Origin of the sequence: Legionella gratiana (assembly GCF_001467695.1) — a bacterium.
Taxonomy (GTDB): Bacteria; Pseudomonadota; Gammaproteobacteria; order Legionellales; family Legionellaceae; genus Legionella; species Legionella gratiana.
In genome coordinates this window covers 43,794-69,717 of sequence record NZ_LNYE01000009.1, presented here as the reverse complement: position 1 = coordinate 69,717, position 25,924 = coordinate 43,794, and the positions used below count along the sequence as shown (strand labels likewise).

Here is a 25,924-nt window from a genome sequence, read left to right as displayed (position 1 = left end):
AAAATTCTAATTGCAATTTCGAAATCGTTAATTTCTCAGATTTCTCCTAAACCAACCTATAATAGATAATATCCATACACTAAAGGGTGATTCATGGAAATTCAGTTTTTAGGTGCTACTCAAACAGTCACTGGTTCAAAATATTTAATACAAACGGAACATATGAACGTCCTTGTCGACTGTGGTCTTTTTCAAGGTTATAAAGAACTTCGTTTACGCAATTGGGCATCACTACCTGTTAAGCCTCAAAATATCAATTCTGTCTTGCTCACACATGCTCATATTGATCATAGTGGATATATTCCACTGCTGGTAAAAAATGGATTTCGTGGAAAAATAATTTGTACTGAAGCTACATATGATTTATGTAAAATACTATTACCTGATAGTGGCTACCTTCAGGAAGAGGAAGCTTTTTATGCAAATAAAAGAAGCTATTCGAAACATCATCCCGCTCTTCCTCTTTACACTCGCGAAGATGCTGAATTATCCCTCAACTACTTTCATCCTACAGACTTCAATAAGCAATTTAAAATGCATGATGATTTTTATGCAAGCTTTCATTATGCAGGTCATATTCTTGGAGCATCTTTTATACAAATTTGTCATCATAATGTATCTGTACTTTTTTCAGGGGATCTCGGCCGAACCCAGGATCCAATTATGAATCCACCCCAAGCACCATTAGAGTCAAATTATTTAGTTGTCGAGTCAACCTATGGTAATCGGTTGCATGAGCAAACGAATCCTGAGGAACAACTTGGAGAAATAATTAACCGTACAGTAAAACGAGGTGGTATCGTTTTAATCCCTGCTTTTACGGTCGGTCGCACACAATGTTTGTTGTATTACATTCAACAATTAAAATCAAAAAAAGTAATTGCAGATATTCCTGTTATTGTTGATAGTCCAATGGCTACGAATGCGACAGAAATCTTTTCCCGTCATGCAAATGAAAATCGCTTAAATCCCCAGCAATGTGCTGAACTTTGTGGTGTTGCTCGATATGTACGCACCACAGAAGAGTCTATTGCACTAAGCCAACAAAAAGTGCCCATGATTTTAATCTCTGCTAGTGGTATGGCTACCGGCGGTCGAGTGATACATCACATACGAAATTTTGCTCCCAATTATAGAAACACCATCCTCTTCAGTGGTTTTCAAGCAGGCGGAACTCGTGGGGATAGAATGGTTCGTGGCGAAAAAGAAATAAAAATGTTTGGGCAAATGATTCCAATTCAAGCTGAGGTGATACAGATGGAAAATGTTTCTGCGCATGCAGATTATGCTGAAATATTGTCTTGGTTAGCACATTTAAAAAATGCGCCCCGAAAAATTTTTATTACTCATGGGGAAAAAGAGTCAGCCGAATCGCTTAAAATGAAAATAGAACAGCGATTTCATTGGAGTTGCTTAATTCCTAATTATTTAGATCAAGAAAAATTAAGATGAATAATAAATCACATAAAAGATCAAATAAATTAAAATTAGTTAAATTAGGCATTGATACGAGACAGGAGTTTATTCTTTTTATACGTTCAGATTGTTTTATTTGTATCTCGGAAGGATTCGAAACACAAGCACGAGTTATCGTGCAGTTAAATAAAAAATCGATAATTGCAAGCTTGAATATTATTCATTCTGATATTTTGCAAAAGCATGAAGCCAGTCTTTCCGAAAGTGCTTGGGAACAAATTGGTGCAAAAGAAGGCAGCCTGATCCATATATCTCACCTACTTCCTGTAAATTCTATAAACTATGTCCGTTCTAAAATATATGGAAATGCACTAACAGCCTCTCAATTTTATGAAATTATCAGTGATATTGTAGCTGGTAAATACTCCAATATTCATTTATCAAGTTTTATTACTGCTTGTGGTCATGACAATCTCAGCATTAAAGAAATTATTTACCTCACACACGCCATGGTTAAAACAGGCAAGCGATTGCATTGGAACCATCCTATTATTCTAGATAAGCATAGCGTTGGTGGTATTCCTGGTAATAGAACAACACCCATAGTTGTGGCTATTGTGGCTGCAGCTGGGCTTATTATTCCCAAAACCTCATCACGATCAATTACCTCTCCTGCAGGTACTATCGATACGATTGAAACTATGACAACAGTAAATCTGTCTCTTTCAAAAATTCAAAAGGTAGTAGCACGTGAAGGAGGCTGCATGGTTTGGGGTGGTGCATTAGGTTTAAGCCCAGCAGATGACATCCTTATTCGAGTAGAAAGAGTATTGGATATTGATCCTATGGGACAAATGATAGCATCTGTACTTTCTAAGAAAATTGCGGTTGGTGCTACGCATGTGCTTATAGACGTTCCAGTGGGGCCGACAGCAAAAATTCGCTCTGAGCTTGAATTTTTAAAATATCAAAATTATTTTTCTTTAGTAGGCAATGCTCTTAAACTGAATGTTATTACTTTAAAAACAAATGGAAATCAGCCTCTTGGAAATGGGATTGGCCCAGCTTTAGAAGCAAAAGATATCTTGGCTGTCCTGCATAATGAAAAGGATGCACCTATCGATTTAAAAAATAAAGCAATTACACTTGCTGCGATCTTGCTTGAATTAGGAAAAAAAATACCCCTTCAGCAAGCCACAGAGTTAGCAATAAAACTATTAGAAAATGGTACTGCATTAAAAAAATTCTTAGCCATTTGTGACGCTCAGGGAGGTTTTAAAGTTCCCCCTACTTCATCATTTACACATGACGTTGTTGCGCTCCAAAATGGACTTGTTACTGAAATCGATAATAGGAATCTAGCTAAAATAGCGAAATTGGCAGGAGCTCCTTATGAGCCTGCAGCGGGAATAGAATTTTTTGCAAAATTAAATACGCATGTGGAAAAAGGGCAATTGTTGTATCGAATCCATGCTGAATCTAAAGGGATATTGGACTATGCCTGTACCTATGCTTTATCTATGCCCAATGTTATTAAAATCGCACCTGAAAAAAATATGGAGCATTAAATATGGGCAATCCCATTCTTTTTTCATTACCAGGAAACAAGGAACTTACTCAAGCCTTAAGCAACAAACTATCTATTGAAATTGGTAAAGCAGAAATCCATACATTCCCTGATAGCGAATCTTATATTCGAATTAATTCAAAAATTAAAAATAAAAAGGCTTTTTCAGTCTGTACTCTTGATCAACCTAATAGCAAAATACTACCACTTATACTTATACTAAAAAATTTAATGAATTCAATGGAATACAATGACTTCAATCCAATATAAATATCACTGGCAATCGTATATTGCATTTTTTTCATTAATTGCTATTAGTGTACATCTATTTATGCGTTTTTTTGATCCTTTATTATCCTTGTTTCCACTGTTTTTTCTCATCATTATCGGAGGAATACCCTTATTTTTACAAATTTTATTTAAATTATTACAGGGCAATTTAGGAGCGGATCTACTAGCAGCAATTGCTTTAATAACCGGTGTTATTTTAGATGAATATCTTGCCGCTTCTCTAATTATCCTTATGCTTGCTAGTGGTCAAACTTTAGAAGTTTTTGCGATGCGTAAAGCATCTTCAGTGTTACTTAATCTAATAGAACGTATGCCATCAATTACTCATCGAAAAACAGCAAAAGGAGTTGAAGACATTCCATTACAAGAAATTCATATTCATGATGAACTACTGGTTTATCCTCATGAAACTTGTCCGGTAGATGGTATCGTTACAGAAGGACATGGAGCAATGGACGAGTCCTATTTAACAGGTGAACCCTATCAAATATCAAAAGCGCCAGGAACCAATGTCTTATCGGGGGCTATTAATGGGGAGTCATTGTTGACAATAAAAACAACAGCCTTGCCTTCAGATTCACGATTTGCCGCTATAGTTAAAGTACTCGAGGAGGCAGAACAAAAAAGACCTTCAATCAGACGCTTAGGAGATCAAATTGGAGCAATTTTCGCGCCAGTTGCACTCACTTTTGCACTTGTTACTTGGTATTTTACTGGCAGCTCATTACGTTTTCTTTCAGTCCTGGTCATTGCAACACCTTGCCCATTATTAATAGCGATTCCAATTACTTTGATTAGTGCCATTTCAAGAGCGGCAAAACAGGCAATTATCATTAAAGATCCAACGGTTTTGGAACGGTTAATCACATGTAAAACAGCAATTTTTGATAAAACGGGCACTCTTACTTATGGGAAACCGACTTTAACTGAAATTATAACGGTTGCAAATTATGCACCAGAAATGATCCTCCAATATGTTGCGAGCATAGAACGATATTCCAAGCATCCATTAGCAAATGCAGTATTAAATGCGGCGAAAAAAAATAATACAACTTTACTTAACTCAATAAATATTTCGGAAGAACCAGGAAAAGGATTACAAGGTACTATTAATCAACACCTTATTCAAATTACTGGGCGAAAAAAGCTTTTAGAAAACCTACCTCAATATGCCAGTTTACTTCCTCCCACGTCACCGGGTTTGGAATGTATTGTTTTAGTGGATAATGAATATGCTGCTTCATTACATTTTCATGATGCTCCTCGCACTGATAGCAAGTCATTTATCAGCCATTTGGCACCCTCTCATCAATTTAAAAAAATTATGCTCGTGTCTGGAGATCGCGAATCTGAAGTAAACTATTTAGGTAGCTTATTAAATGTGACCGAACTGCATGCATCCCAAAGTCCTGAGCAAAAACTTGCTCTTGTTCGACAGGAACGATTAAAAGCACCAACGGTTTTTATGGGTGATGGTATTAACGATGCCCCCGCATTAACAGCAGCTACAGTTGGGATTGCTTTTGGTCAAGCCAGTAGTGTTACAACTGAAGCAGCTGGAGCCGTAATTATGGAAAATACATTACGCAAAGTAGATGAATTAATACACCTCAGCTTATATACACGCAAAATCGCATTACAAAGTGCTCTTGGAGGAATGATTCTGAGTCTTATCGGGATGATATTTGCTGCACTAGGATTCATTAATCCTGTTACTGGTGCACTTTTGCAAGAACTCATTGATATTCTTGCAATTCTTAATTCATTAAGATTGACCTGGGGCACAAAAATTAAAATAGATTTAACTCATGATGCAGAATAAACTACCCATAAAAATCTTTAAATTGTAACCATGTGACATGCACGTGTTGAAAAAGAAGAAGAATAATGCAAAAAACACTCTGGGTTTCAGTTATAATGGCGTACTTTTTAGGAGTTCGCCATGGTTTTGATCTGGATCATTTGGCAACTATAGATTCTATGACACGAATCGTTGGCCCACATCGAAATCTTTCAAAAGTTGTAGGTTTTTTATTCTCGTTGGGGCACGGCATGGTAGTCATTTTAATCAGTCTCATCGTCGGTCATGGATTTACACCATCATATATTCCAGAATGGTTAAATGGATTAGGAGACTGCATTTCCATTACATTTCTCTTTGTATTTGGCTCATTAACACTTTGGAATGTTTTTCAATCCCCATCAACAGCACCGATACCTACCAGTTTAAAAAATTATCTATCAAGAAAATTAATCAAGAAAAATATTAATCCCTTCTATATTGTATCTATTGGGATACTCTTTGCTTTTTCTTTTGATACCGTAAGTCAGGTGGTTTTATTTTCACTTTCAGCAAAAGCAATGGCAGGATTTTTATTTTCAGGACTATTAGGTATAGTATTTATGTTGGGAATGATGACGTCAGATGGGCTTAATGGTTTATTTGTCTCAACATTAATCCAACGCGCTGATAGAATGTCTTTATTATTGTCACGTATGTCTGGACTAATCATTGCATCTTTTAGTCTCATCGTGGGCATAATGAACTGTCTCAAAGTATATTCATAGAGCCTTAATATGCACGAATTATGGTTGTGTCAAAGCATTCTCGAGATTATTAAGAAAAATGCCATAAAAAAAGAGTGTACTCTTGTAAAAAAAGTAATTTTAGAGATTGGGCAGCTTGCTGCAGTTGAAAAAGATACTTTAATTTTTAGCTTTAACATAGCGAGTAAAGGAACCATAGCAGAGAATGCAGTGCTTGAAATCATTGATATCTCAGCAGAAGCATTCTGTGAGTCTTGCAAAAAAGTAGTTCCTTTGCGACAGTATTATGAAGGATGCTTAGCATGCGGTAGTCATTCATTAAAGATTCTTCAAGGTGAAGAATTACGTGTTCAATCAATGGTGGTGGAATAATGTGTGGAATATGTGGTTGTTCTGAAGAAAATACGGAGTTTGATCATCATGAACATGAGCATGACAAACATTTAATTCATATTGAGAAAAATATTTTAGCCCAAAATCAACAATTTGCCCTTGATAATAAAAATTATTTAACCAATAAAAATGTTTTGGCAATCAATATAATGTCTAGTCCTGGCTCAGGAAAAACTACTCTTTTGGCAAAAACAATTCATGATTTAAAAAGCGAATTAGATATTGCCGTTATTGTTGGTGACCAACAAACAAACCATGATGCAGAATTAATTCAATCCAGTGGCGGCGATGCCATCCAGATAAATACTGGAAGAGTCTGTCACTTAGACGCGCACATGGTAAGCCATGCATTAGAAGATCTTTCTATAAAAGAAAAATCACTATTATTTATTGAAAATGTAGGTAATCTTGTTTGCCCTGCTTTATTTGATTTAGGTGAACAGTTTAAAGTGGTCATACTTTCAGTGACCGAAGGTGATAATAAACCACTTAAATATCCAGAGATGTTTCGTTGTGCTGATTTAATACTAATCACTAAAACCGATCTGCTCCCTTACGTAGATTTCAAACTGGATCAATGTATCGAATACGCGCGTCGAATTAAACACAATGTGAACATAATAACTCTTTCAACTACTAAAAGTCATGGGTTGGATGATTGGTACAGCTGGTTAAAGCAAAAATTGATGTCAGTGAGCACTCATGGAAATCGAGCGCTTGCAGATTAGTATTCAAGGTCGAGTTCAGGGGGTTGGTTTTAGGCCGTATGTTTATCGGATAGCAAAGCTACTCCAGTTAACCGGTTGGATAAAAAATAACGTTGCAGGTGTTTTACTGGAGGTTCAAGGAACCTTAGCATACCAATTCGTCCCTTATTTAAAAGCTAATTTACCTCCACTGGCTAAAATAAATCACCTTCAACTTCAAACTGTCTCCATTAAAACAAATGAAGATACCTTTAATATTATTGAAAGTGACCAAGGTGAGTCGAATACGATTATCTCTCCTGATACCTGCATTTGTTCTGAGTGTTTAAAAGAGCTTTTTGATCCTCTTAGCCACTATTTTCGTTATCCTTTTTTAAATTGCACTCAGTGCGGTCCCAGATTCACTATCACACAAAATCTTCCCTATGATCGCTGCAATACGTCCATGGATGCTTTTCCTTTGTGCCAACAGTGTAAGGCAGACTATCTAAATCCTGACAATAGACGTTATCATGCCCAACCTACTGCTTGCGCTCGTTGCGGTCCCCAACTCTCATTATCCATAGAAGAAATCGCACAATCCTTATTACAAGGAGAAATAATTGCTTTAAAAGGTCTAGGTGGGTATCAACTTCTTTGTGATGCCAGCAATGAGACAGCTGTATTCAAACTTCGAGAAAGAAAAAAACGTGATAAAAAACCATTTGCGCTAATGATGGCTAATAGCAAAAGTGTTGCCGAAATTGCTGAACTAAGTAAACGCTGCCGAGCGTTATTGGAAAGTGCTGAACGTCCTATAGTCTTACTCAAAAAAAAGATTGAACTTGCTGGAGTTGCTCCAAATCTAAATCATTTTGGAATAATGCTTCCCTATACCCCTTTACATTATTTACTTTTTAATGCGTTTGCAGCCAACAAAAATAATTGTGATTGGCTCGATGAATATCAACCTATGATTTTAGTAGTTACTAGTGCCAATTTGGGTGGTGACCCACTCATTAGGGAGGATGTGAGTGCTGCACATGAGCTTAGAACTATTGCAGATAAAATTGTCACGTACAATCGACAAATTGTCACGCGCATTGATGATTCGGTGATGCGTCTTATTCATGATACTCCTATATTTATTCGACGTGCTCGTGGTTTTTTGCCTATTCCTATTCAACTTCCGCGTGCTATCCCTCCTACCTTGGCAGTTGGGGGGCTTCTTAAAAATACCTTTTGTATTACTCGTGGTGATGAGGCTTTTGTTTCACAACATCTAGGCAGTTTAAATAACAAGGCAACCATTGATTTCTTCCATGAATCATTAAATCATTTATTGCGTTTTCTGAATGTAAAGCCCGAACGAATTGCCCATGATCTACATCCCGATTTTTACACTACTCAATTTGCGAAATCATATGGCGTACCTGCATTTGCAATCCAGCATCATCATGCCCATTTGGCTTCAGTTATTGCGGAACATGGCATCCAAAAACAAGTTCTTGGGTTAGCTTTAGATGGGTATGGATACGGTTTAAATGGAGAAGCTTGGGGAGGTGAACTTTTGTTGCTAAATCACGATTCATTTGAACGGATCGGATCTTTTTACCCACTGTTACAACCTGGTGGTGATAGAGCAGCACGCGAACCTTGGCGAATGGGGGCCAGTGTTTTACATGTGTTAGGCCGAAGCGGTGAAATTGTCAAACGATTTCCAAACTGTTCTCAAGCAAATTTGATCCATCATCTTTTAGATAAAAAAATAAACAGTCCTAGTACCAGCAGTTGCGGCCGTTTATTTGATGCAGCAAGTGCCCTATTAGGAGTTCAGCTGATTTCACAATATGAAGGACACGCTGCAATGCAATTGGAAAGTCTGGTTACTCAGTTACAAATCATACCCAATGGCTGGCAAATAAAAGATCATCATTTTGATATGATACCCACATTGGAGCAACTATTGGACTTAGAAAATCCCATAATAGGTGCCAATCTCTTTCATGGAACACTTATAGCAGGTCTTACAGAATGGATTAAAAAAATAAGTCGAGAAAAAAAGATTGATATTGTAGTATTAAGTGGCGGATGCTTTTTGAATCAAATAATAGCTGAAGGATTGAGCAAAACACTCAGCGCATCCGGGATCACTCCTTTACTACCACAAAAATTACCTCCCAATGACGGTGGTATTTCTTTGGGACAGGCTTGGATTGGAGGAATAAAAGGATAACTCTATGTGTTTAGCAATACCTGCACAAATTACACAAATTCTTGATGAAGAAAGAGCCTTAATTAATTTAGGGGGTATCATTAAAGAAATTTCAATTGCCTTATTAGACAAAGTAACTGAAGGTGATTACGTTATTATTCACGTGGGGTATGCCTTAACACGATTGGATGAGCAAGAAGCTTTAAAAACCTTAAACCTATTTGCACAAATGGCCCAGGATGCCTCTATATGAAATACATCGAAGAGTTTAGAAATGGCGATTTTGCTAAAGTACTTTCTAAAGAAATTGCAGCTCAGGTAAATCCCAATCAATCCTATCAATTTATGGAGTTTTGTGGGGGACATACCCATGCCATACATCGTTATGGAATTCCAAGCTTACTTCCAAATAATATTGAAATGATCCACGGCCCAGGCTGTCCTGTTTGTGTACTACCAATGACCATCACTGATAAAGCGATTGCATTAAGCACCTTACCCAATGTTATCCTTAGCACTTATGCAGACATGATGCGTGTTCCTGGTACTGGGCAAAAAAATCTATTACACGCTAAAGCATTAGGGGCTGATATTCGAATGATTTACTCAGCAAATGATGCTTTAAAAATAGCCCAGGAAAATCCCCAAAAAGAAGTGATATTTTTTGCCATTGGCTTTGAAACAACAACACCGCCAACAGCATTAGTAATAAAACAGGCAAAAAAATTGAAACTCTCTAATTTTAGTGTTTTTTGCAATCATGTCTTGACGCCTGTCGCTATGAACAGCTTACTGCAATCCGACGAGGTCAAATTAGATGGATTTGTTGGTCCAGCACATGTGAGCATAGTTATTGGAAGTAGACCCTATGAGGCAGTGTGTAAAAAATATCATAAACCCATTGTGATTTCAGGCTTTGAACCTTTGGATTTGTTACACTCAATTTTAATGTTAATAAAACAACTCAATGAAAAACGTTGCGAAGTAGAAATTCAATATACGCGTGCAGTAAATCATATAGGCAATGCGACGTCTCAAGAAATTATGACCGAGGTTTTGGAATTACGTGATCAATTTGAATGGCGCGGCCTTGGATTTATTCCAAAAAGTGCTTTAAAAATTAGAGCAGAATATGCTGAATTTGATGCTGAACAACGTTTTCAATTACCCGATTCTGTCTCACAAGAACACAAACAATGTCTTTGTGGTGAAGTACTTCGAGGGGTAAAAAAACCAATGGAATGTAAATTATTTGCTAAAGCATGTGTGCCAGAAAATCCATTAGGTTCTTGCATGGTTTCTTCTGAAGGTGCATGTGCTGCAGTATATGCTTATGGGCGGATAAATGCATGATGACTGAGGCCACAATAACTAAAAAAATTAAAACTCTCAGACTTAATTTTAAAGAAGGAATCATTAATCTATCTCATGGTAGCGGTGGCCGAGTTATGGCTCAATTAATCGAGCAATTATTTTTAGCTTCTTTTGATAATCAATGGCTGGCTCAAAAAAATGATCACGCTTGTTTTACAGTATCACCTGGCCAAATGGTTATGACCACAGATTCTTATGTTATTTCACCTTTATTTTTCCCCGGGGGTGATATCGGTTCTTTGTCGGTTCATGGAACAATTAATGATGTCGCAATGTCTGGGGCCAAACCATTGTATTTATCAGCCAGTTTTATTATAGAAGAGGGATTTCCACTTGCTGATTTACAAAAAATTGTAGAATCCATGGCTCATGCAGCAAGACACGCTAATGTCGCAATTATTACTGGCGATACTAAAGTCGTTGAGCGCGGTAAAGGAGATGGCATTTTTATTACTACCACTGGGATTGGGGTACTGCCCGAAGGAATTCATATTTCAGGTGATCGAGCAAACCCGGGAGATCGTGTCATTGTCAGTGGGTATATTGGTGATCATGGCATTGCGATTATGGCACATCGTAATAATTTGCAATTTCAAACAAAAATACAATCTGATACTGCTTCGTTACATGATTTGGTGCGCTGCATGACTGATGCTGTACCTGATATCCATTGTTTACGTGATCCTACGCGTGGCGGTCTTGCAACAACATTAAATGAATTAGCATTACAATCAAATGTTGGCTTTATGATTGATGAAAATAAAATTCCCATTCGTACTGAAGTCGCCAGTGCTTGTGAATTACTAGGATTGGATCCTTTATATGTTGCTAATGAAGGAAAATTAATTGCTATTTGCCCCCCCAATAATGCCAACAAACTATTAGCAGTAATGCGTTCACATCCTCTAGGATTATATGCAGAAGATATTGGTCAAGTCATTGAAGATGAGCGACATTTTGTCCAACTAAAAACAAAATTAGGTGGAATGAGAATTATTGATTGGCTGGCAGGGGAACAATTGCCTAGAATTTGTTAAAGGAATTTTATGACACCCTATTTTTTGCCTTACACGCAATTGCAAAATCTGTTTCAAGGATTACAAGAGGCTGGTTTTTCCTGTGTCGGTCCTCAAATACGAGATGGTGCTATTGTTTATGATGTACTCAAACATGCGGATCAACTACCCTGGGGAATGCGTGATCACCAAACTCCGGGTAGTTACAGTTTAGAAAAAATTCAGGAACACAAGGCTTTTGCTTTTGCAAACGGCCCTCAAGCAATAAAACCCATTTTATTTAAACCTCATGAAACAGTATGGAAAGTAGAACGCAATAAAGAAGGAAAATTAACGTTTAAACCCCATCAAGCAGAGGAGATGCCTATAGCTTTTATTGGTGCACGTTCCTGTGATTTAGTAGCAATGAGCATCCAAGATAAAATATTCATCGAAAGCGCACATCCTGATCCACGCTATAAAAAACGCCGTGAGCAATTATTTATCGTTGCTGTACATTGTACGTACTCTTCTGAAAATTGTTTCTGCGTTTCAGCAGGAACCGGACCTGAAATTAGGGAACCTTTCGACATCCTTTTGACTGAAGTTGTTGACGGTTTTGTAGTCATCTCAGGGAGTGAGCGCGGTGAGAAAATTGTTAGCAATTTAGATTTATTAGAAGCTAAAACTACCCAATGTAACGAGGCAATAAAAAATGTAGCTCAAGCCGGTGCAATGCAAACCAAAAGAATCCCCTTAAATAACAAACGTGAGTTACGTGATTTATTGTTTTCCAATTTAAATCACCCACGTTGGGATGAGGTAGCAGAAAGATGCCTATCTTGCGGGAATTGCACTTTGGTATGCCCTACTTGTTTTTGCCATACTGAAGTAGAAAAACCGAGCTTAGATGGTACGCAAAGTGAACATCAACGAGAATGGGACTCTTGTTTTACAACAGGCCATAGTAATTTGAATGGAAAAATAATCCGTGAGGATACTCGAAAACAATACAGACAATGGTTGACTCATAAAGTAGGCAGCTGGTTTGATCAATTTGATACAAGTGGCTGTGTGGGTTGTGGTCGTTGTATGACATGGTGTCCTGTTGGAATTGACATTACAGAAGAGTTAGCAGCGATTTCAGGTGAATCCAATGTAAGGAGTCAACAAAGTGATTCAACCAAATGATCCTTATGTGCCCTTTGAAGCTGAAATTATAGAACGTATCCAGGAATCACCTACTATTTTTACCCTGCATTTGCGTTTTTTTGATACGTCACTTCACGACACATTTAATTTTTATCCAGGCCAATTTAATATGCTCTACCTTTATGGGGTTGGCGAAGTTGCTATTTCCATTGTCTCTGATCCCGAAAAAAAAGATATTCTGACTCACACCATCAGGGCTGTAGGGCGAGTGACCCGAGCATTACAGAAACTAGAAACAGGAGATAAAATCGGGGTTCGTGGCCCTTATGGTCGCGGTTGGCCTCTTGAGCAAACACAGAATAAAGATATTATTGTGATCACCGGAGGACTTGGATGCGCACCTTCCGTGTCTATTATTGATTATATTTTAGCAAGAAGAAAACAATACGGTCATTTAAGCATCTTACAAGGTGTGAAACACAGTGATGATTTTATTTTTAGAAAAAAATATGCAGTATGGGAAAAATCCCCTAATACTGTAATTCATATAGCAGCAGATCAAGCAGGTCCAAAATGGCCATGGAACGTGGGTTATGTAACGGATATGATTGATAAAATCAGTCTGAATCCAGAAAATACTGTAGTAATGATGTGTGGGCCCGAAATCATGATGCACACAGCGATTAATCTGCTTAAAAAGAAAGGAATTTCTGAAAATGACCTCTATATGAGTATGGAACGCAATATGGAGTGCGGAATTGGACAATGTGGCCATTGTCAATATGGTGGCTTTTTTATATGCAAAGATGGCCCTATTTTTGCCTATTCAGAAATTAAGGAATTATTTAATATGCCAGGATTTTAATGATCATGAAACCACGCGTGGCGGTGCATAAATTTACATCATGTGATGGGTGCCAGCTGGCATTCTTAAATGCTGGAGAGGCGTTGCTTACTTTATCTGAGCTGGTTGATATCGAGCATTTTGCTGAAGCAGGGGCCGTAGATCTTAATGCCGCAATAGACATAGCCTTTGTAGAAGGCAGTATTTCAACGCCAGAAGAAGAAGTGCGTATTAAAAAAATCCGAGCAAACAGCAAATACCTTATTACGATTGGCGCATGTGCTACTGCCGGGGGTATTCAAGCCTTACGGCAAGTGAATAACTCCAAAGAATGGGTGAATAGTATTTACTCATCTCCTGATTATGTGAAACACTTAAGCACTTCAACTGCCATTTCCCATCATGTCAAAGTAGATTGGGAATTATGGGGCTGTCCAGTTAATGGAACACAAGTATTAGAGGCCATTCGTTTTTTATTATCAAATGCATCTCCACGTATCAAGCGAGACTCTGAGTGTATGGAATGCAAACGTAAGGGAAATGTATGTGTGCTGGTGACTCAAAAAAAACCGTGTATGGGCCCAGTAACCCAAGCAGGTTGCGGCTCTCTTTGTCCATCCATTGGACGAGGATGCTATGCATGTTATGGACCAAAAGATAATCCCAATACTTTGGCGCTGGGAAATTGGTTTGAACATCTTGGCATGAGTAAAAAAGCCATTGCACAAAAATTTTTCCATATTAATAATCAGGCTGCTGCGTTTAATGCTGCTGGAACCTATTTTAAGGGAATTAAAATCATCAATGAGTAAAAATATCTCAATTAATGTTCCCATTTTAGCCCGAGTGGAGGGTGAGGGAGCACTAGAACTGCAAATTCGTGACCATAAAATTAAAACATTAAAATTGAAAATTTATGAACCGCCCAGGTTATTTGAAAAATTTCTGGAAGAACGAAGTTATACCGATGTGCTCGATTTTGTGGCCCGTATTTGTGGTATTTGTCCTGTTGCCTACCAAATGAGTGCTACTCAAGCAATAGAAAATTGTTTTGGCATTCAACCAACCCCTTGGGTACGCAGTATGCGTCGCTTATTTTATTGCGGTGAGTGGCTGGAAAGCCACAGTATGCATATTCATTTTTTAGCACTGCCTGATTTCTTAGGTTTTAAATCAGCACCTGAAATGGCAAAAGTCCACCCCGAAGAAGTACGTCGAGGCATGCGTCTCCAAGCATTGGGTAATGATTTAATCAAATTATTTGGCGGCCGTTCTGTGCATCCGGTTGGGGCTTGTATAGGTGGATTTTATAGAGCTCCGCCCCCTTCTGAAATTAATTTACTATTAGAAACTGCAAAGGCAAGAATCGAAGACTGTGAAGCATTAATTCGTTGGCTCGCTGAACTTAGCTTGCCAAATAATTCGCACGATTTTATTTATGTTTCATTGTATCATCCTACGGAATATCCTTTTAACGAAGGCAGATTAGTATCAAACCATGGATTAAATATTAGCATTGATGAATTTGATACTTATTTCACAGAAATCCAAGTTCCCTACTCCACTGCCTTACATTGTTTATTGCAAAATAAACCTTATTTAGTGGGACCACTTGCACGAGTCAATAATTGTTTTGGTCACTTACCAATACCCATACATCTACTTTTACAAAATTTAAATATTAACTTCCCTTCGAATAACATGTACCAAAGTATCATTGCTAGAGCTGTTGAAATTTATTACTGTGTTTTAGAATCCATTCGTATTTTAGAACGTTATGAAATGCCCCAAGCTTCTTTCCCTCAAGAAATCAAACCACGTTCTGGGATAGGCATTGGGTGCACAGAAGCACCACGAGGTATTTTATGGCAGCATTATCGATTCGATGAAAAAGGGCAAGTCAAAACAGCACGCATCATCCCTCCAACCAGCCAAAACCAAGCGCGCATTGAGGAAGATCTCGCTATTTCCTTGTCTCAATTTGGCTTGAATAAAGATGAAAATTCATTACGTTCCTACAGTGAAATGATCATACGCAATTACGATCCCTGCATTTCTTGTTCAACACATTTTTTAAACATCAAAGTGAGTCGCGAGTGAAGCTGATAAAGGTTTTAGGTATTGGATCTCCTTTTGGAGATGATCAGGCTGGATGGAAAGTAATAGAAATCTTAAAGCAGCAAATCGCCCTACCCTCTGAGATCGCTTCATACGTGATAATAGAAAGTCACGATCGACCGGGGGCTCGTCTGATTGAACTAATAAATAATGCGAATACAGTGTTTCTCATTGATGCAATAAAATCAAATAAAGAGATAGGAACGATACATCAATTTAATAAAGAGGAGATCATTGCCCCAGAGAATCAATTCTCAACTCATGGTATAGGGGTTTTGCAAGCACTCCAATTGGCCAATGCTCTTAATGCCTTACCCAACAATATTATATTTTATGGAATTGAAATAGATGTTATTGTTTTAGACTCTACTCTTTCTCCATACGTCCAAAGTGCCGTTGAAAAACTTGCTGCTCAATTAAAAAAAGAATTAAGCAATTCAAGTTTAATATATCAATCATGAACTTCTAGATTCTGCTATAATAAGCTATGGATAGGCACTTCGAACTAAAAAAAGCAGGAGCTGGCCATGGAAAACCCAGAATTAATCAATCGTTACAAAATTGATGTAATAGATGCAATATATAATCGAAGAGCTGTCCGTAGTTTTTTACCCAAAAAAGTTGACTCAGAAATTATTCATAAGCTTTTAGATGCTGCAATACATGCTCCTTCAGCGCTTCATGAAGAATCTAGAGGATTTGTAGTAATTCAGAATAAATCATTATTAGATCGTATTTCAGAAAGTGCTAAGCTGTTAACAACGTCTAATAAAAAGAAAAGTCTGGACTTACAAGAAGAGCACGTTTTGAAAATAGTGCAACAAAAGGAATTCAATGTATTTTATAATGCTCGTACTTTAATTGTCATATACAGCACTTTTAAAGGAACATTTGTCAGTGCTGACTGCTGGTTAGCTGCTGAAAATTTAATGCTTGCTGCACTAACTTATGGTCTTGCTTCGTGTGTTGTTGGTTTCGCAGTTCCAGCATTAAATTTACCAGAGTGGAAAGAAGAGTTGGGAATACCTAAAAAAATGACTGCTGTGGCTCCAATTATTCTGGGCTGGCCATCAGGACCTACCTTACCTCCCTCTCATAAGCCGCCTCTGATTCTAAAGTGGAAATAATCGCAGCTTTTTTCTATTACAAGCTCGTTGCATAGGCTTGACAAATATTAGCAAGTTCTTGAGATATTGGAATTAACTTGAATGATGAAGGCAATGATAAAAATTGTGTTGCCCATTGACGATTTCTTTGTAAAAAAGTATTTTTGTTTCTCGTGATCTATTAATTTTTTTATTTTATAAAGGTCATCTCGATAACATTTAAACTTTATATGTAAAATATCTATTGCGGAAGTAGAAGATAAATTTATGAATTATTATGCGATTTTGTTGACCATTAACCGACTCATTACAGGCTTACTCCCGATGCTACTGGTTGCTTGTACGCATCAGCAATCTAATGGTCCGGATCACTATGTGATCAGAGGGAAAACATATCATGTGATGAAATCAGCCAAAAACTACAAAGCAAAAGGAGTTGCTTCCTGGTATGGGTCACATGCTCGGAATCAAAAAACCTCGACCGGAGAGCGCTACAACATGTATGCGATGACAGCTGCTCATCCAACCCTTCCACTTGCTACACGAGTACGGGTCAAAAACCTGAATAATGGCCGGTCGATTGTGGTTCGGATTAATGATCGAGGTCCTTTTTTATCGAACAGGCTAATTGATTTATCCTTTGCTGCCGCTAAAAAACTCGGTATAAAAGGCATTGCTCCTGTTGAAATTGAAGTAGTTTAAAATTACTAAGAAATATGGTGCTCAAGCTTAGGTATCCTGATGCTTCATAAAAAAATGTTACCGAAGAGTTTTTTCGTTGCCTCATAATTCATGTTACCGAACAGATACGTTATTAACATAAATATCCTCTAAAAATATCCTGCGGGGTGAATGGGCCGACAATGAGGCCCCTTCGATTACTCACATGCTAAGGACCGGCCGGAAAATCTGAGGTACCCAGTAAAATATTTCTATATAAAAATTGATTTAAAATTGGATATGTAACTGATTGATTTTAAAGGGGATTTTTTGGTCGGGACGGAAGGATTTGAACCTTCGACCACTAGCACCCCATGCTAGTACGCTACCAGGCTGCGCTACGCCCCGACTGCTGGCAAATGATAGCGAAGTCTGAACGAAATAACAAGTGTAAGAATATTTATTCTAGAAATCTGCGATTGATTCATTTTGGCATTGAACGAACTTCTTCAAAAGCAAATATAAAAATCAAGTTGGATATATGGGTATCCAGCCCTTTAATCTTCTTTTTGAGCTGCAATCAAGGAATGCATTCTTTCCATAGGTCACTAATATTTATTCGAACCATAGAAAGATCTTGATTTTGCTCTCCAGCTAAGACTAATCAGCTCCTAAGTAAAAATATATTTCACTCAAGCTAAATACTTTAAGCATGTAAGGTTAGACTTAAGAAAAGCCCCTGAAAAGAGAAATTATTTATTTCATTTCCGGCAATTCTTTGAGGTCCTAAACCACCTATTCCAGCAAATCCTCTAATTGTATCCATTGAACTAAAATATTCATTAATTTGATATTCATAAATTATAGTGACCATCCAAACTAATAAGTGGTCCAGATCCACTAAATTTACTGCTCAATTCTCCCGGAGCGGCAAAAGATAAATTATGCTTTATTTGCGCATATCTTACCCCTAAAGAAGGATGCATTGTGAATACTCCCGAAGTATCACTAGATTTCCTTCCCGCTTTGGCATCTACTTTATCTACTCTGTAAGTTAAATAGGCATCACTGACTCGATCTGGATCGAAATCTATAGGAATAGTCGCATTAGGAAATAAAATACTTCCAGATAAAATAAGTTTTTCGTCGCTATAATAAAGTCTTAATTTTCTGTGCTTCATACTTTGAATGTGCAATTTGTATGTATTGCTTACAGCTGAGTAACTCAGCATACTGTAAATCAGCAACCGCATTATTCAATATTTCTTTTGCTGCATTAGGTTCATCTTCGATAATTAAAACTGCTGCTGTATCTACTTGTATTGATGCCATATAAAGTTTATCAATGCATTGCTTTTTATCTTGTTTTTGCGACGTCGAAATAATAACACGGGATAATTCCTGACATTGATTGGCTAAAAACTCTTTACTTTGCCCAGACTGGGCATTCATGCTAAATAGGATTAAACTGCAAATTAAAGCTCTTTTTAAAATCATTTTAAACATAGATACTCCTGTAAGTTGTCTGACAAATCTGTCATTACTTCATACAATCCCTAATGAAGTAAGTCTACTAAATTACTAAACACTCGCAAATCATTCACCTTGAGTGTAGCTCACTAGTTAAGAGAACAGTAGCTATTCCTATGCAGTAGGAGTCCATTTTTTTGCAGCATCATGCCATCTTTGTAAACAGATTCCTGTCTGCGAAGATATGACAACCTCTCTAACTTAATTAACGTGAGTTCGACATAAACAGCATTTTTATGCCTTTTATGTCGAACTCACGTTAATTAGTGTAGAGTAGACTTAAGCCTTCCTCATGAGCAAGTACTATTGATAATGCTTAACTGTATTTCTGCTTGAGCTAAGCAAAAGCATTAATTCCTGTAATATGTTTTCCTAATACCAGGGTATGAACGTTGTCTGTCCCCTCATATGTAAAGACTGATTCCAAATTAAGCATATGGCGAATTACATGATATTCAAGGCTAATTCCATTTGCTCCTAATAGATTCCTGCATTTTCGTGCAATGTTTAATGCCTCACGACAAGCATTGCCTTTAGCAAGGGAAATCATTACAGGATTTTCACGGTGATGATCTTTTATTCGCCCCACTTGTATATTAAGACACTGTGCTTTAATAATTTCAGTATACATATCAGCCAAATCTTTTTGAATAAGCTGAAAGGAAGCTAACGGTTTATTAAATTGTTTGCGCTCCAGTAGATAATCTCGAGTAATATCAAAACAAGCTATAGCCGCTCCCATGGCTCCCCAAGCAATCCCATATCGTGCCTGACTTAAGCAACTTAAGGGGGCACCTAAACCTTTATCACTACCGGGAAGATAATTTTCATCAGGCACAAAAACATCGTCGAATACTAACTCTCCAGTTATAGAAGCGCGTAACGACATCTTTAATTTAATTTCAGGACGACTCAAACCTTGAGATTTAGTATCCACGATAAAACCACGTATGCCTTCATCCGTTTTTGCCCAAACAATAGCAATATCAGCAATCGGTGCATTGGTTATCCACATTTTGGCACCATTCAAACACCAACCTCCATCGACTTTTTTCGCCGTTGTTCTCATGCCTGATGGATCAGAACCAAAATCAGGTTCAGTCAAACCAAAGCATCCAATAATCTCGCCGGTAGCCATTCCTGGTAAAAAACGTACTTTTTGCTCTTCACTACCGTAACGAAAAATAGGAAACATACATAAAGAACTTTGTACCGAAACAAAACTGCGTAAGCCACTATCCCCTTTTTCTAATTCTTGGCACACTAAACCATAAGCAACATAAGATGCTTCTGCCCCGCCATACTCTGCAGGTAAAGTCAAACCTAATAAACCCAATTCGGCAGACTTTCGAATCAGCTCACGTGGAAATTGAGCATGCTCAAAGGATTCAACCATTAAAGGCATTACATCATTGCTGACAAAACGCGCTACACTATCTCGTATCATGCGTTCATCGTCATTCAATTGTTCATCAAGAAACAACAAGTCGTCCACTCTCTTTCTCCCTTTTATCTGACTCTAACGCAATTACGGCTTCAATAATACTTTCTTTACTAGGTAATAAATACTGCCATGCATTACCCAGAGGAATAAAGCAATCTTTACCAGTAATTCGTTTGATTTTTAAGCTGGATGAAGCTTCTTCCAAGAGCAAAGACATCAATCCTTCGCTCACAGAACCACTTCTTCTACCTTCATCTACAATTAACACTTGTTTTGCTTTGGCTATTTCTTTTAGAATTGCATCAGTGGGTAAGGGACTAAGCCAACGTAAATCCACAATTTTCACAGAAATTTTATGTTCTTCCTGCAATACTTGCGCTGCTTGTCGTGACAAATAATAACCATTAGCATAAGTCAAAATGACTGTTGCTCCTTCACCATAAATACCCACTTCCCCCAATGGAATCTCAACATCAGGAGCAGGATAGTGGAATAACCAACCATTATCGCCAGGCGCATGTAAATCTTTAGTCATATACAAAGCAATTGGTTCTAAAAACACGATCACTCGTCCTTGCTCATAAGCCAAACGCATGCAAGTACGCAACATTTTTGCAGCATCTGGACCATTGGATGGACAAGCTACAATTACGCCTGGTAAATCACGTAATACCGCAATAGAATTATCGTTATGAAAATGGCCGCCAAAGCCTTTTTGATAAGCCAATGAAGCAATGCGCACAACCATAGGATTTTGATATTGGCCACCGGAAAAAAAGGATAAAGTAGATGCTTCACCACGCAACTGATCTTCTGCATTATGTAAATAAGCTAAAAATTGGATTTCTGGAACAGGAATAAATCCATTATGAGCTAAACCAATGGCAGTGCCTAAAATAGTTGTCTCATCCAAAAGTGTATCAAACACTCTACGTTGCCCAAATCGTGCTTGCAAATCTGCAGTCACTCGATAAACTCCACCTTTCTTACCCACATCTTCGCCAAATACCAACATATTAGGATATTGCAGCATTAAATCAGTTAAAGCAAAATTAATCTGTTGGCATAAATTACGTTTTTGAGTTAATTGCGACAATGCGTTGGCAAAAACAACCGTACGCTGTGCTTCGTTTGGGAGGGGAAAAGACTGCTTTTTGGGTACAGTAGGAATCAATGAAGACATTATTTCATCTGCACTGGAAAGTTTAGGTTGCCTAATCGCTTCTACAGCTTTGGCTTCGATGAGATCTTTATTATTTTGATAAAGGCTGAGTATATCTTGAATACTCATCCAACCTTCATGATAAAGAAGCCCTGCAGTATGAAGTAAAGGATCCTGGGCTTCTCTGGCTTCAATTTCTTCTTGAGTACAATATTGCGATTCAATGTCAGAACCTGCATGTCCTAATAAACGCACACAACGCATATGCAAGAAAACAGGTTGCTTTTTTACTCGTGCTAAATACTCAGCCTCTTGAGCTACAGCATAAGCATCAGCGATATTTAATCCATCACAAGCCAGATAATGCAATCCAGGACGCGCACTAATAGAATGCTCTATCCACTCACGAGGAGTAGGAACAGAAATTCCTATTCCATTATCTTCGCAAATAAAAACTATGGGTAAAGGATAATTTTGCTGTGCAATCCAAGAGCAAGCATTCAAGGTAGTTTGTGCCGAAGCATGATTGGTTGATGCATCTCCAAAGGAACAAAGGATAACCGAGTCAGGATTTAATGTACCATGAATTTTTAATTCTTTTGCTCGAGCAATAGATAAAGCAGCGCCCAAAGCTTTTGGCAGATGAGAAGCAATAGTCGATGTTTGTGGTGGAATATTTAAAGGAACGCTACCAAAAACTTTATGACGTCCACCCGAAATAGGATCAGTCGCTGCAGCAACTAAGGACATCAAAATGTCTCTAACACCGTCTACTCCTTGTAATTTCTTAGCGCGCTGTAAATAAAATGCACCACTTCGGTAATGCAAAAAGGCCATATCATCGGGGCGAAAAACCTGTCCCCATACTGCATTGCCTTCATGCCCACTACTACCGATAGTATAAAAGGACAAGCCTTTTTCCTTTAGCTGCCTAGCAATCAAATCAAGAAGACGTGATTTGATTTGCGAATCAAAGAGATCGATAGCAGTTTTCTTGTCCAATTCCGCCATTTCCGGAGTCATCGTACTGTTTAATTTTGGAAAATCTGCTTGCCGTACCCGATTACAAAACTGCTCATCAACCACAATAGCCCTGTCTAACATCGCTACATCCTGTTTGAGTTATTTTCTAAGAAGATGATGAGTATATACCGATTCAAAATGAACAGGAAGAATGAGTTTTGTAAATGGAACACATTATCTAATTTGTTGACTCAAAGCTCTCTGAATATTGATACGAGTACCATAAACTGGCCATTAATGGTCAAATAATATACAATTCTTATAGGTATCCAATAAAGGAGAGTTATAATGAAATGGATTATCCTAATAATTAGTGCTGTCTTGATGTCTGGATGCTATAACTCAACCGATGTTGTCGAATACCGGCAAGTTATGCCTTCCGTTCAACCTGTAGCGGTTTATACTTATCCCGGTGTAGATGTAACAGCAACTACTATTGATTGGTATTAAATTATTATCCAAACCCAGCCTCAAGCAAGCAGGCTGGGAAAATAGCTTCAAATTCAGGTCTAACAACTCTGTAGCGTGCCATTACATGAGCACTCATTTTAGATTTACTCTTCCTTTGCAGAGTAACCACATCCTTCTTGTGGACATAAAATTTGACGACCAAATTTCTTGCTTTCCTTAACCGTCAAAATAGGCCAACTGCATTTTGGACAGGGTTGATTAATCGGCTCATTCCATAAAGCATAATCACACTTTGGATAATTACCGCATGAGTAAAAAATTTTTCCTTTTCTTGATTTGCGTTGTAGTATTTTTGCTTGGTGGCATTTAGGACAATCAACACCAGTATCAGCTGGTTTTTCTATGGGCTCCATGTGCTTACATTGAGGATAATTACTGCAGCCAATAAAACGACCATAACGTCCGGCTTTTATATGCAAAGGACTAGAACATTCAGGACACACTCTTCCCTCAATTACTTCAGGTTCTTTTTTTTCATTTTCCTGACCTGAAATATCTTGAGTATAATCGCATTCAGGATATCCAGTACATCCAATAAATCGTCCACGTTTGCCTAATCTAATGGATAGGGGCTTATCGCATTTGGGGCATTTTTCATCCAAAACCTCTGAGGTCACATCTTTACGTTGTACCTGCTCATCTGTAGTTTGGATTTGTTGTACAAATGGCCGCCAGAACTCCTCTAAAACAGGTATCCATTCTTTTTCGCCACGAGACACTGCATCAAGCGTATCTTCGAGCTCTGCAGTAAACTTATAGTCAACATAACGTGTAAAATAGCCAGTCAAGAAACGATTGACTATGCGACCTACATCAGTTGGAAAGAAGCGCTTTTTATCAACAACGACATATTCTCGTTGTTGTAAGGTATGGATAATAGTCGCGTAAGTTGAAGGACGACCTATATCATACTCCTCCAATGCTTTAACCAAAGTTGCTTCAGAATATCGTGGTGGTGGTTCAGTAAAATGTTGATTGGCTAATATATCCTGTACTTTTACTTTTTCCCCCACGGCTAGCGCTGGTAACAAAGAACCGTCATTCTCATCTTCTTTAGTATCATCACGACCTTCTTCATACACTGAAAGGAATCCAGAAAATATGACTGTAGAACCATTAGCACGAAAAAGAGTACCTTCACCACAACTTAAATCTACAGCAACTGTATCTAATACAGCATCGGCCATTTGGCATGCTATTGTACGTTTCCAAATCAAATTATAAAGCTTATATTGATCTGCAGTCAGACATGATTGCACCATTTCTGGTGTACGTTTAATTGATGTAGGTCTAATAGCTTCATGAGCTTCTTGAGCATTTTTAGATTTAGTTTTATAAATCCTTGGACTCGTTGGACAGTTGTCTGCACCAAAACGCCCTGTAATAAACTGGCGAATTTCATCTACGGCTTCTATCGACAAACTTACTGAGTCAGTACGCATATAACTGATAAGACCAACAGTTCCTGTTCCTATATCTATTCCTTCATATAACTGCTGAGCAACCATCATTGTCTTTCTGGCGGTAAAACCTAATTTTCGTGCAGCTTCTTGTTGCAAAGTAGACGTAATAAAAGGTGGGGAAGGTTTTCGTTTACGTTGTTTTTTCTCAATATGTGTAACCAGTAAAGAACCTTTGGCTTCGTTAATCAAAAATTCTTTGATTTGCTCTGCTTGCTCTTGCTTCACTACCGAAAATTGATGTAGTTTTTCATGTTTATAATGAGTTAAGCGTGCTTCAAACGCACTATTTGCATGGAAGCATTGAGCTAGAATCTTCCAATACTCTTGGGCAACAAAACGTTCGATTTCTTCTTCACGTTCCACAATAAGACGCAAAGCAGGACTTTGTACTCGACCAGCAGACAGACCTCTTCTAACTTTCTTCCACAGTAAAGGAGAAAGATTAAAGCCTACTAGATAATCTAATGCCCGTCTTGCTTGTTGGGCATTAACCAAATCCATTGAAATAGAACGCGGATGATTTAGAGCATCTTGAATGGCTGATTTAGTAATTTCATTAAAAAAAATCCGATGAATAGGCTTATCTTTTGTCAGATTTTTTTCTTTCATTAATTCATAAATATGCCAAGAAATAGCTTCCCCTTCTCTATCAGGATCCGTTGCGAGCAATAAGGAATCCGATTTTTTGAGTATTTTTGCGATTGTTTCAATATGACGAGCATTCTTTTCAATAGGAACATATGTCATAGCAAAATCTTTATCGGGCTTGACTGATCCTTTACGTGCAGGTAAATCACGCACATGCCCATAAGAGGCGATGACCTCGTAATCACTACCTAGATATTTTTGAATTGTTTTTGCTTTAGCGGGTGATTCAACAACTACCAAATGTTTGCTCATCTTAATGTTAACCTTATCCTTCTGCCCCATTTCAATACAAGAATGCCAAAAATCCGCGAAGTGAAGGCGAATATTGGCGCTAAAGAATGAATTATTAAAAAATTCTCGTAATATAGGTAATAGATGATATTAATGTAATGTCAACTCATCTTCTGATTGATAAAGAACTAAATCGAGAAAAGCCAATTGTTCTTCATCTAAACTATTAGCGAGTGCATTCCTTATTGTCCATTTAGTCTCTTGAAGGGTCACAATGCGAGATTCAGAAAATTGTATTTGATTCATAATGATTTCGAAAGTTTCCGCATTAAGAATTTTCCATAATTTCATGCGTACAAGAAATTGATAGCTGGCCTTAGTTAGTTTTATTTGCTCATCATAGGTAAATACCCGAGTTGATGTATGCTGTTGCGATTTCAAATGCACCATCTGCTCTTCGGAAGCCAAACTCTCTTCATCGTTAGATTCAACTGCATCCTGATCAGAGATTTTATGGCTTTTTTGTAGCTGAGTAAGACTTGTTTCAAATAAACTCAATAACATTTCAAATAAGTTATCTTTCATATA

The 25,924-nt window shown here is 37.7% G+C and carries 25 protein-coding genes and 1 tRNA gene; 19 read left to right on the top strand and 7 right to left on the bottom strand.

Annotated elements, in window-relative coordinates:
• Window positions 1-93 precede the first annotated feature (93 nt).
• From Lgra_RS04190 to Lgra_RS04105, 18 genes are all read left to right on the top strand, one after another.
• The gene (locus Lgra_RS04190) at window positions 94-1,452 is read left to right on the top strand and encodes an MBL fold metallo-hydrolase RNA specificity domain-containing protein (RefSeq protein WP_058498034.1); all 1,359 of its coding nucleotides are present in this window, start codon (window positions 94-96) and stop codon (window positions 1,450-1,452) included.
• The gene (locus tag Lgra_RS04185; RefSeq protein ID WP_058498033.1) at window positions 1,449-2,984 is read left to right on the top strand and encodes a thymidine phosphorylase family protein; all 1,536 of its coding nucleotides are present in this window, start codon (window positions 1,449-1,451) and stop codon (window positions 2,982-2,984) included. Before Lgra_RS04190 ends, Lgra_RS04185 begins: the two co-directional genes overlap by 4 nt.
• A gap of 2 nt (window positions 2,985-2,986) precedes the next feature.
• On the top strand, window positions 2,987-3,253 hold the full coding sequence (locus tag Lgra_RS04180) for a ribose-phosphate pyrophosphokinase-like domain-containing protein (RefSeq protein WP_058498032.1): 267 nt from the start codon (window positions 2,987-2,989) through the stop codon (window positions 3,251-3,253).
• On the top strand, window positions 3,234-5,096 hold the full coding sequence (locus tag Lgra_RS04175) for a heavy metal translocating P-type ATPase (protein WP_058498031.1): 1,863 nt from the start codon (window positions 3,234-3,236) through the stop codon (window positions 5,094-5,096). Before Lgra_RS04180 ends, Lgra_RS04175 begins: the two co-directional genes overlap by 20 nt.
• Before the next feature lie 65 nt (window positions 5,097-5,161).
• A complete protein-coding gene (locus tag Lgra_RS04170) occupies window positions 5,162-5,842 on the top strand; it encodes a HoxN/HupN/NixA family nickel/cobalt transporter (RefSeq protein WP_058498030.1) in 681 nt (226 codons plus the stop codon).
• A 9-nt stretch (window positions 5,843-5,851) separates the two neighbouring features.
• Window positions 5,852-6,193 carry a hydrogenase maturation nickel metallochaperone HypA gene (hypA, locus tag Lgra_RS04165; protein WP_058498029.1) on the top strand — a complete coding sequence of 114 codons (342 nt, stop codon included), beginning with the start codon at window positions 5,852-5,854 and terminating at the stop codon, window positions 6,191-6,193.
• Window positions 6,193-6,942: a hydrogenase nickel incorporation protein HypB gene (gene hypB, locus Lgra_RS04160; protein ID WP_058498028.1), complete on the top strand. Its 750-nt coding sequence runs from the start codon at window positions 6,193-6,195 to the stop codon at window positions 6,940-6,942. Before hypA ends, hypB begins: the two co-directional genes overlap by 1 nt.
• Entirely contained in the window at window positions 6,917-9,136 is a 2,220-nt protein-coding gene (gene hypF / locus Lgra_RS04155; RefSeq protein ID WP_115385452.1) for a carbamoyltransferase HypF, read from the top strand. Before hypB ends, hypF begins: the two co-directional genes overlap by 26 nt.
• A 4-nt stretch (window positions 9,137-9,140) precedes the next feature.
• Window positions 9,141-9,368, top strand: coding sequence for a HypC/HybG/HupF family hydrogenase formation chaperone (locus Lgra_RS04150; RefSeq protein ID WP_058498027.1), 228 nt, complete (start codon window positions 9,141-9,143; stop codon window positions 9,366-9,368).
• On the top strand, window positions 9,365-10,468 hold the full coding sequence (gene hypD / locus Lgra_RS04145) for a hydrogenase formation protein HypD (protein WP_058498026.1): 1,104 nt from the start codon (window positions 9,365-9,367) through the stop codon (window positions 10,466-10,468). Before Lgra_RS04150 ends, hypD begins: the two co-directional genes overlap by 4 nt.
• Window positions 10,468-11,526 (top strand): hydrogenase expression/formation protein HypE, encoded by a 1,059-nt coding sequence (gene hypE, locus Lgra_RS04140; protein ID WP_058498062.1) that lies wholly within the window; start codon window positions 10,468-10,470, stop codon window positions 11,524-11,526. The genes hypD and hypE overlap by 1 nt, the downstream gene beginning before the upstream one ends.
• Before the next feature lie 9 nt (window positions 11,527-11,535).
• Window positions 11,536-12,675 carry a 4Fe-4S dicluster domain-containing protein gene (locus Lgra_RS04135; protein ID WP_058498025.1) on the top strand — a complete coding sequence of 380 codons (1,140 nt, stop codon included), beginning with the start codon at window positions 11,536-11,538 and terminating at the stop codon, window positions 12,673-12,675.
• On the top strand, window positions 12,659-13,501 hold the full coding sequence (locus Lgra_RS04130; protein ID WP_058498024.1) for an FAD/NAD(P)-binding protein: 843 nt from the start codon (window positions 12,659-12,661) through the stop codon (window positions 13,499-13,501). Before Lgra_RS04135 ends, Lgra_RS04130 begins: the two co-directional genes overlap by 17 nt.
• Window positions 13,502-13,506: 5 nt before the next feature.
• On the top strand, window positions 13,507-14,292 hold the full coding sequence (locus Lgra_RS04125) for an NADH-quinone oxidoreductase subunit B family protein (RefSeq protein ID WP_058498061.1): 786 nt from the start codon (window positions 13,507-13,509) through the stop codon (window positions 14,290-14,292).
• The gene (locus Lgra_RS04120) at window positions 14,285-15,580 is read left to right on the top strand and encodes a Ni/Fe hydrogenase subunit alpha (protein ID WP_058498023.1); all 1,296 of its coding nucleotides are present in this window, start codon (window positions 14,285-14,287) and stop codon (window positions 15,578-15,580) included. Before Lgra_RS04125 ends, Lgra_RS04120 begins: the two co-directional genes overlap by 8 nt.
• Entirely contained in the window at window positions 15,577-16,059 is a 483-nt protein-coding gene (locus Lgra_RS04115; protein ID WP_058498022.1) for a hydrogenase maturation protease, read from the top strand. The genes Lgra_RS04120 and Lgra_RS04115 overlap by 4 nt, the downstream gene beginning before the upstream one ends.
• Window positions 16,060-16,125: 66 nt before the next feature.
• Window positions 16,126-16,725 (top strand): nitroreductase family protein, encoded by a 600-nt coding sequence (locus tag Lgra_RS04110; protein ID WP_058498021.1) that lies wholly within the window; start codon window positions 16,126-16,128, stop codon window positions 16,723-16,725.
• A 246-nt stretch (window positions 16,726-16,971) separates the two neighbouring features.
• Entirely contained in the window at window positions 16,972-17,406 is a 435-nt protein-coding gene (locus tag Lgra_RS04105; protein ID WP_058498020.1) for a septal ring lytic transglycosylase RlpA family protein, read from the top strand.
• A gap of 289 nt (window positions 17,407-17,695) precedes the next feature.
• Here Lgra_RS04105 and Lgra_RS04100 read toward each other — a convergent pair.
• The 5 genes from Lgra_RS04100 to Lgra_RS04080 all read right to left on the bottom strand — a co-directional run bounded on the left by Lgra_RS04100 (window position 17,696) and on the right by Lgra_RS04080 (window position 22,604).
• Window positions 17,696-17,772 (bottom strand) — tRNA-Pro (locus Lgra_RS04100).
• A gap of 446 nt (window positions 17,773-18,218) precedes the next feature.
• Window positions 18,219-18,545 (bottom strand): hypothetical protein, encoded by a 327-nt coding sequence (locus Lgra_RS18195; RefSeq protein WP_058498019.1) that lies wholly within the window; start codon window positions 18,543-18,545, stop codon window positions 18,219-18,221.
• On the bottom strand, window positions 18,514-18,870 hold the full coding sequence (locus Lgra_RS04090; RefSeq protein ID WP_058498018.1) for a hypothetical protein: 357 nt from the start codon (window positions 18,868-18,870) through the stop codon (window positions 18,514-18,516). Before Lgra_RS04090 ends, Lgra_RS18195 begins: the two co-directional genes overlap by 32 nt.
• Window positions 18,871-19,231: 361 nt before the next feature.
• A complete protein-coding gene (locus Lgra_RS04085; protein WP_058498017.1) occupies window positions 19,232-20,389 on the bottom strand; it encodes an acyl-CoA dehydrogenase family protein in 1,158 nt (385 codons plus the stop codon).
• On the bottom strand, window positions 20,367-22,604 hold the full coding sequence (locus Lgra_RS04080) for a dehydrogenase E1 component subunit alpha/beta (RefSeq protein WP_058498016.1): 2,238 nt from the start codon (window positions 22,602-22,604) through the stop codon (window positions 20,367-20,369). The genes Lgra_RS04085 and Lgra_RS04080 overlap by 23 nt, the downstream gene beginning before the upstream one ends.
• Window positions 22,605-22,811: 207 nt before the next feature.
• Here Lgra_RS04080 and Lgra_RS17970 point away from each other — a divergent pair, with 207 nt between their 5' ends.
• A complete protein-coding gene (locus tag Lgra_RS17970; protein ID WP_165482869.1) occupies window positions 22,812-22,973 on the top strand; it encodes a hypothetical protein in 162 nt (53 codons plus the stop codon).
• Window positions 22,974-23,077: 104 nt separating this feature from the next.
• On the opposite strand, the gene topA is transcribed toward Lgra_RS17970, so the two are convergent.
• Entirely contained in the window at window positions 23,078-25,357 is a 2,280-nt protein-coding gene (gene topA, locus Lgra_RS04075) for a type I DNA topoisomerase (protein WP_058498015.1), read from the bottom strand.
• A gap of 129 nt (window positions 25,358-25,486) precedes the next feature.
• Window positions 25,487-25,921: a DUF494 family protein gene (locus tag Lgra_RS04070; protein ID WP_058498014.1), complete on the bottom strand. Its 435-nt coding sequence runs from the start codon at window positions 25,919-25,921 to the stop codon at window positions 25,487-25,489.
• Between the last annotated feature and the right edge of the window lie 3 nt (window positions 25,922-25,924).

What these genes read in the sequence shown, in the direction of transcription:
- Lgra_RS04190 (WP_058498034.1), top strand. Translation starts at nt 94, where the DNA reads ATGGAAATTCAGTTTTTAGGTGCTACTCAAACAGTCACTGGTTCAAAA.
- Lgra_RS04185 (WP_058498033.1), top strand. Translation starts at nt 1,449, where the DNA reads ATGAATAATAAATCACATAAAAGATCAAATAAATTAAAATTAGTTAAA.
- Lgra_RS04180 (WP_058498032.1), top strand. Translation starts at nt 2,987, where the DNA reads ATGGGCAATCCCATTCTTTTTTCATTACCAGGAAACAAGGAACTTACT.
- Lgra_RS04175 (WP_058498031.1), top strand. Translation starts at nt 3,234, where the DNA reads ATGACTTCAATCCAATATAAATATCACTGGCAATCGTATATTGCATTT.
- Lgra_RS04170 (WP_058498030.1), top strand. Translation starts at nt 5,162, where the DNA reads ATGCAAAAAACACTCTGGGTTTCAGTTATAATGGCGTACTTTTTAGGA.
- hypA (WP_058498029.1), top strand. Translation starts at nt 5,852, where the DNA reads ATGCACGAATTATGGTTGTGTCAAAGCATTCTCGAGATTATTAAGAAA.
- hypB (WP_058498028.1), top strand. Translation starts at nt 6,193, where the DNA reads ATGTGTGGAATATGTGGTTGTTCTGAAGAAAATACGGAGTTTGATCAT.
- hypF (WP_115385452.1), top strand. Translation starts at nt 6,917, where the DNA reads ATGGAAATCGAGCGCTTGCAGATTAGTATTCAAGGTCGAGTTCAGGGG.
- Lgra_RS04150 (WP_058498027.1), top strand. Translation starts at nt 9,141, where the DNA reads ATGTGTTTAGCAATACCTGCACAAATTACACAAATTCTTGATGAAGAA.
- hypD (WP_058498026.1), top strand. Translation starts at nt 9,365, where the DNA reads ATGAAATACATCGAAGAGTTTAGAAATGGCGATTTTGCTAAAGTACTT.
- hypE (WP_058498062.1), top strand. Translation starts at nt 10,468, where the DNA reads ATGACTGAGGCCACAATAACTAAAAAAATTAAAACTCTCAGACTTAAT.
- Lgra_RS04135 (WP_058498025.1), top strand. Translation starts at nt 11,536, where the DNA reads ATGACACCCTATTTTTTGCCTTACACGCAATTGCAAAATCTGTTTCAA.
- Lgra_RS04125 (WP_058498061.1), top strand. Translation starts at nt 13,507, where the DNA reads ATGAAACCACGCGTGGCGGTGCATAAATTTACATCATGTGATGGGTGC.
- Lgra_RS04120 (WP_058498023.1), top strand. Translation starts at nt 14,285, where the DNA reads ATGAGTAAAAATATCTCAATTAATGTTCCCATTTTAGCCCGAGTGGAG.
- Lgra_RS04110 (WP_058498021.1), top strand. Translation starts at nt 16,126, where the DNA reads ATGGAAAACCCAGAATTAATCAATCGTTACAAAATTGATGTAATAGAT.
- Lgra_RS04105 (WP_058498020.1), top strand. Translation starts at nt 16,972, where the DNA reads ATGAATTATTATGCGATTTTGTTGACCATTAACCGACTCATTACAGGC.
- Lgra_RS18195 (WP_058498019.1), bottom strand. Translation starts at nt 18,545, where the DNA reads ATGAAGCACAGAAAATTAAGACTTTATTATAGCGACGAAAAACTTATT.
- Lgra_RS04090 (WP_058498018.1), bottom strand. Translation starts at nt 18,870, where the DNA reads ATGTTTAAAATGATTTTAAAAAGAGCTTTAATTTGCAGTTTAATCCTA.
- Lgra_RS04080 (WP_058498016.1), bottom strand. Translation starts at nt 22,604, where the DNA reads ATGTTAGACAGGGCTATTGTGGTTGATGAGCAGTTTTGTAATCGGGTA.
- Lgra_RS17970 (WP_165482869.1), top strand. Translation starts at nt 22,812, where the DNA reads ATGAAATGGATTATCCTAATAATTAGTGCTGTCTTGATGTCTGGATGC.
- topA (WP_058498015.1), bottom strand. Translation starts at nt 25,357, where the DNA reads ATGAGCAAACATTTGGTAGTTGTTGAATCACCCGCTAAAGCAAAAACA.
- Lgra_RS04070 (WP_058498014.1), bottom strand. Translation starts at nt 25,921, where the DNA reads ATGAAAGATAACTTATTTGAAATGTTATTGAGTTTATTTGAAACAAGT.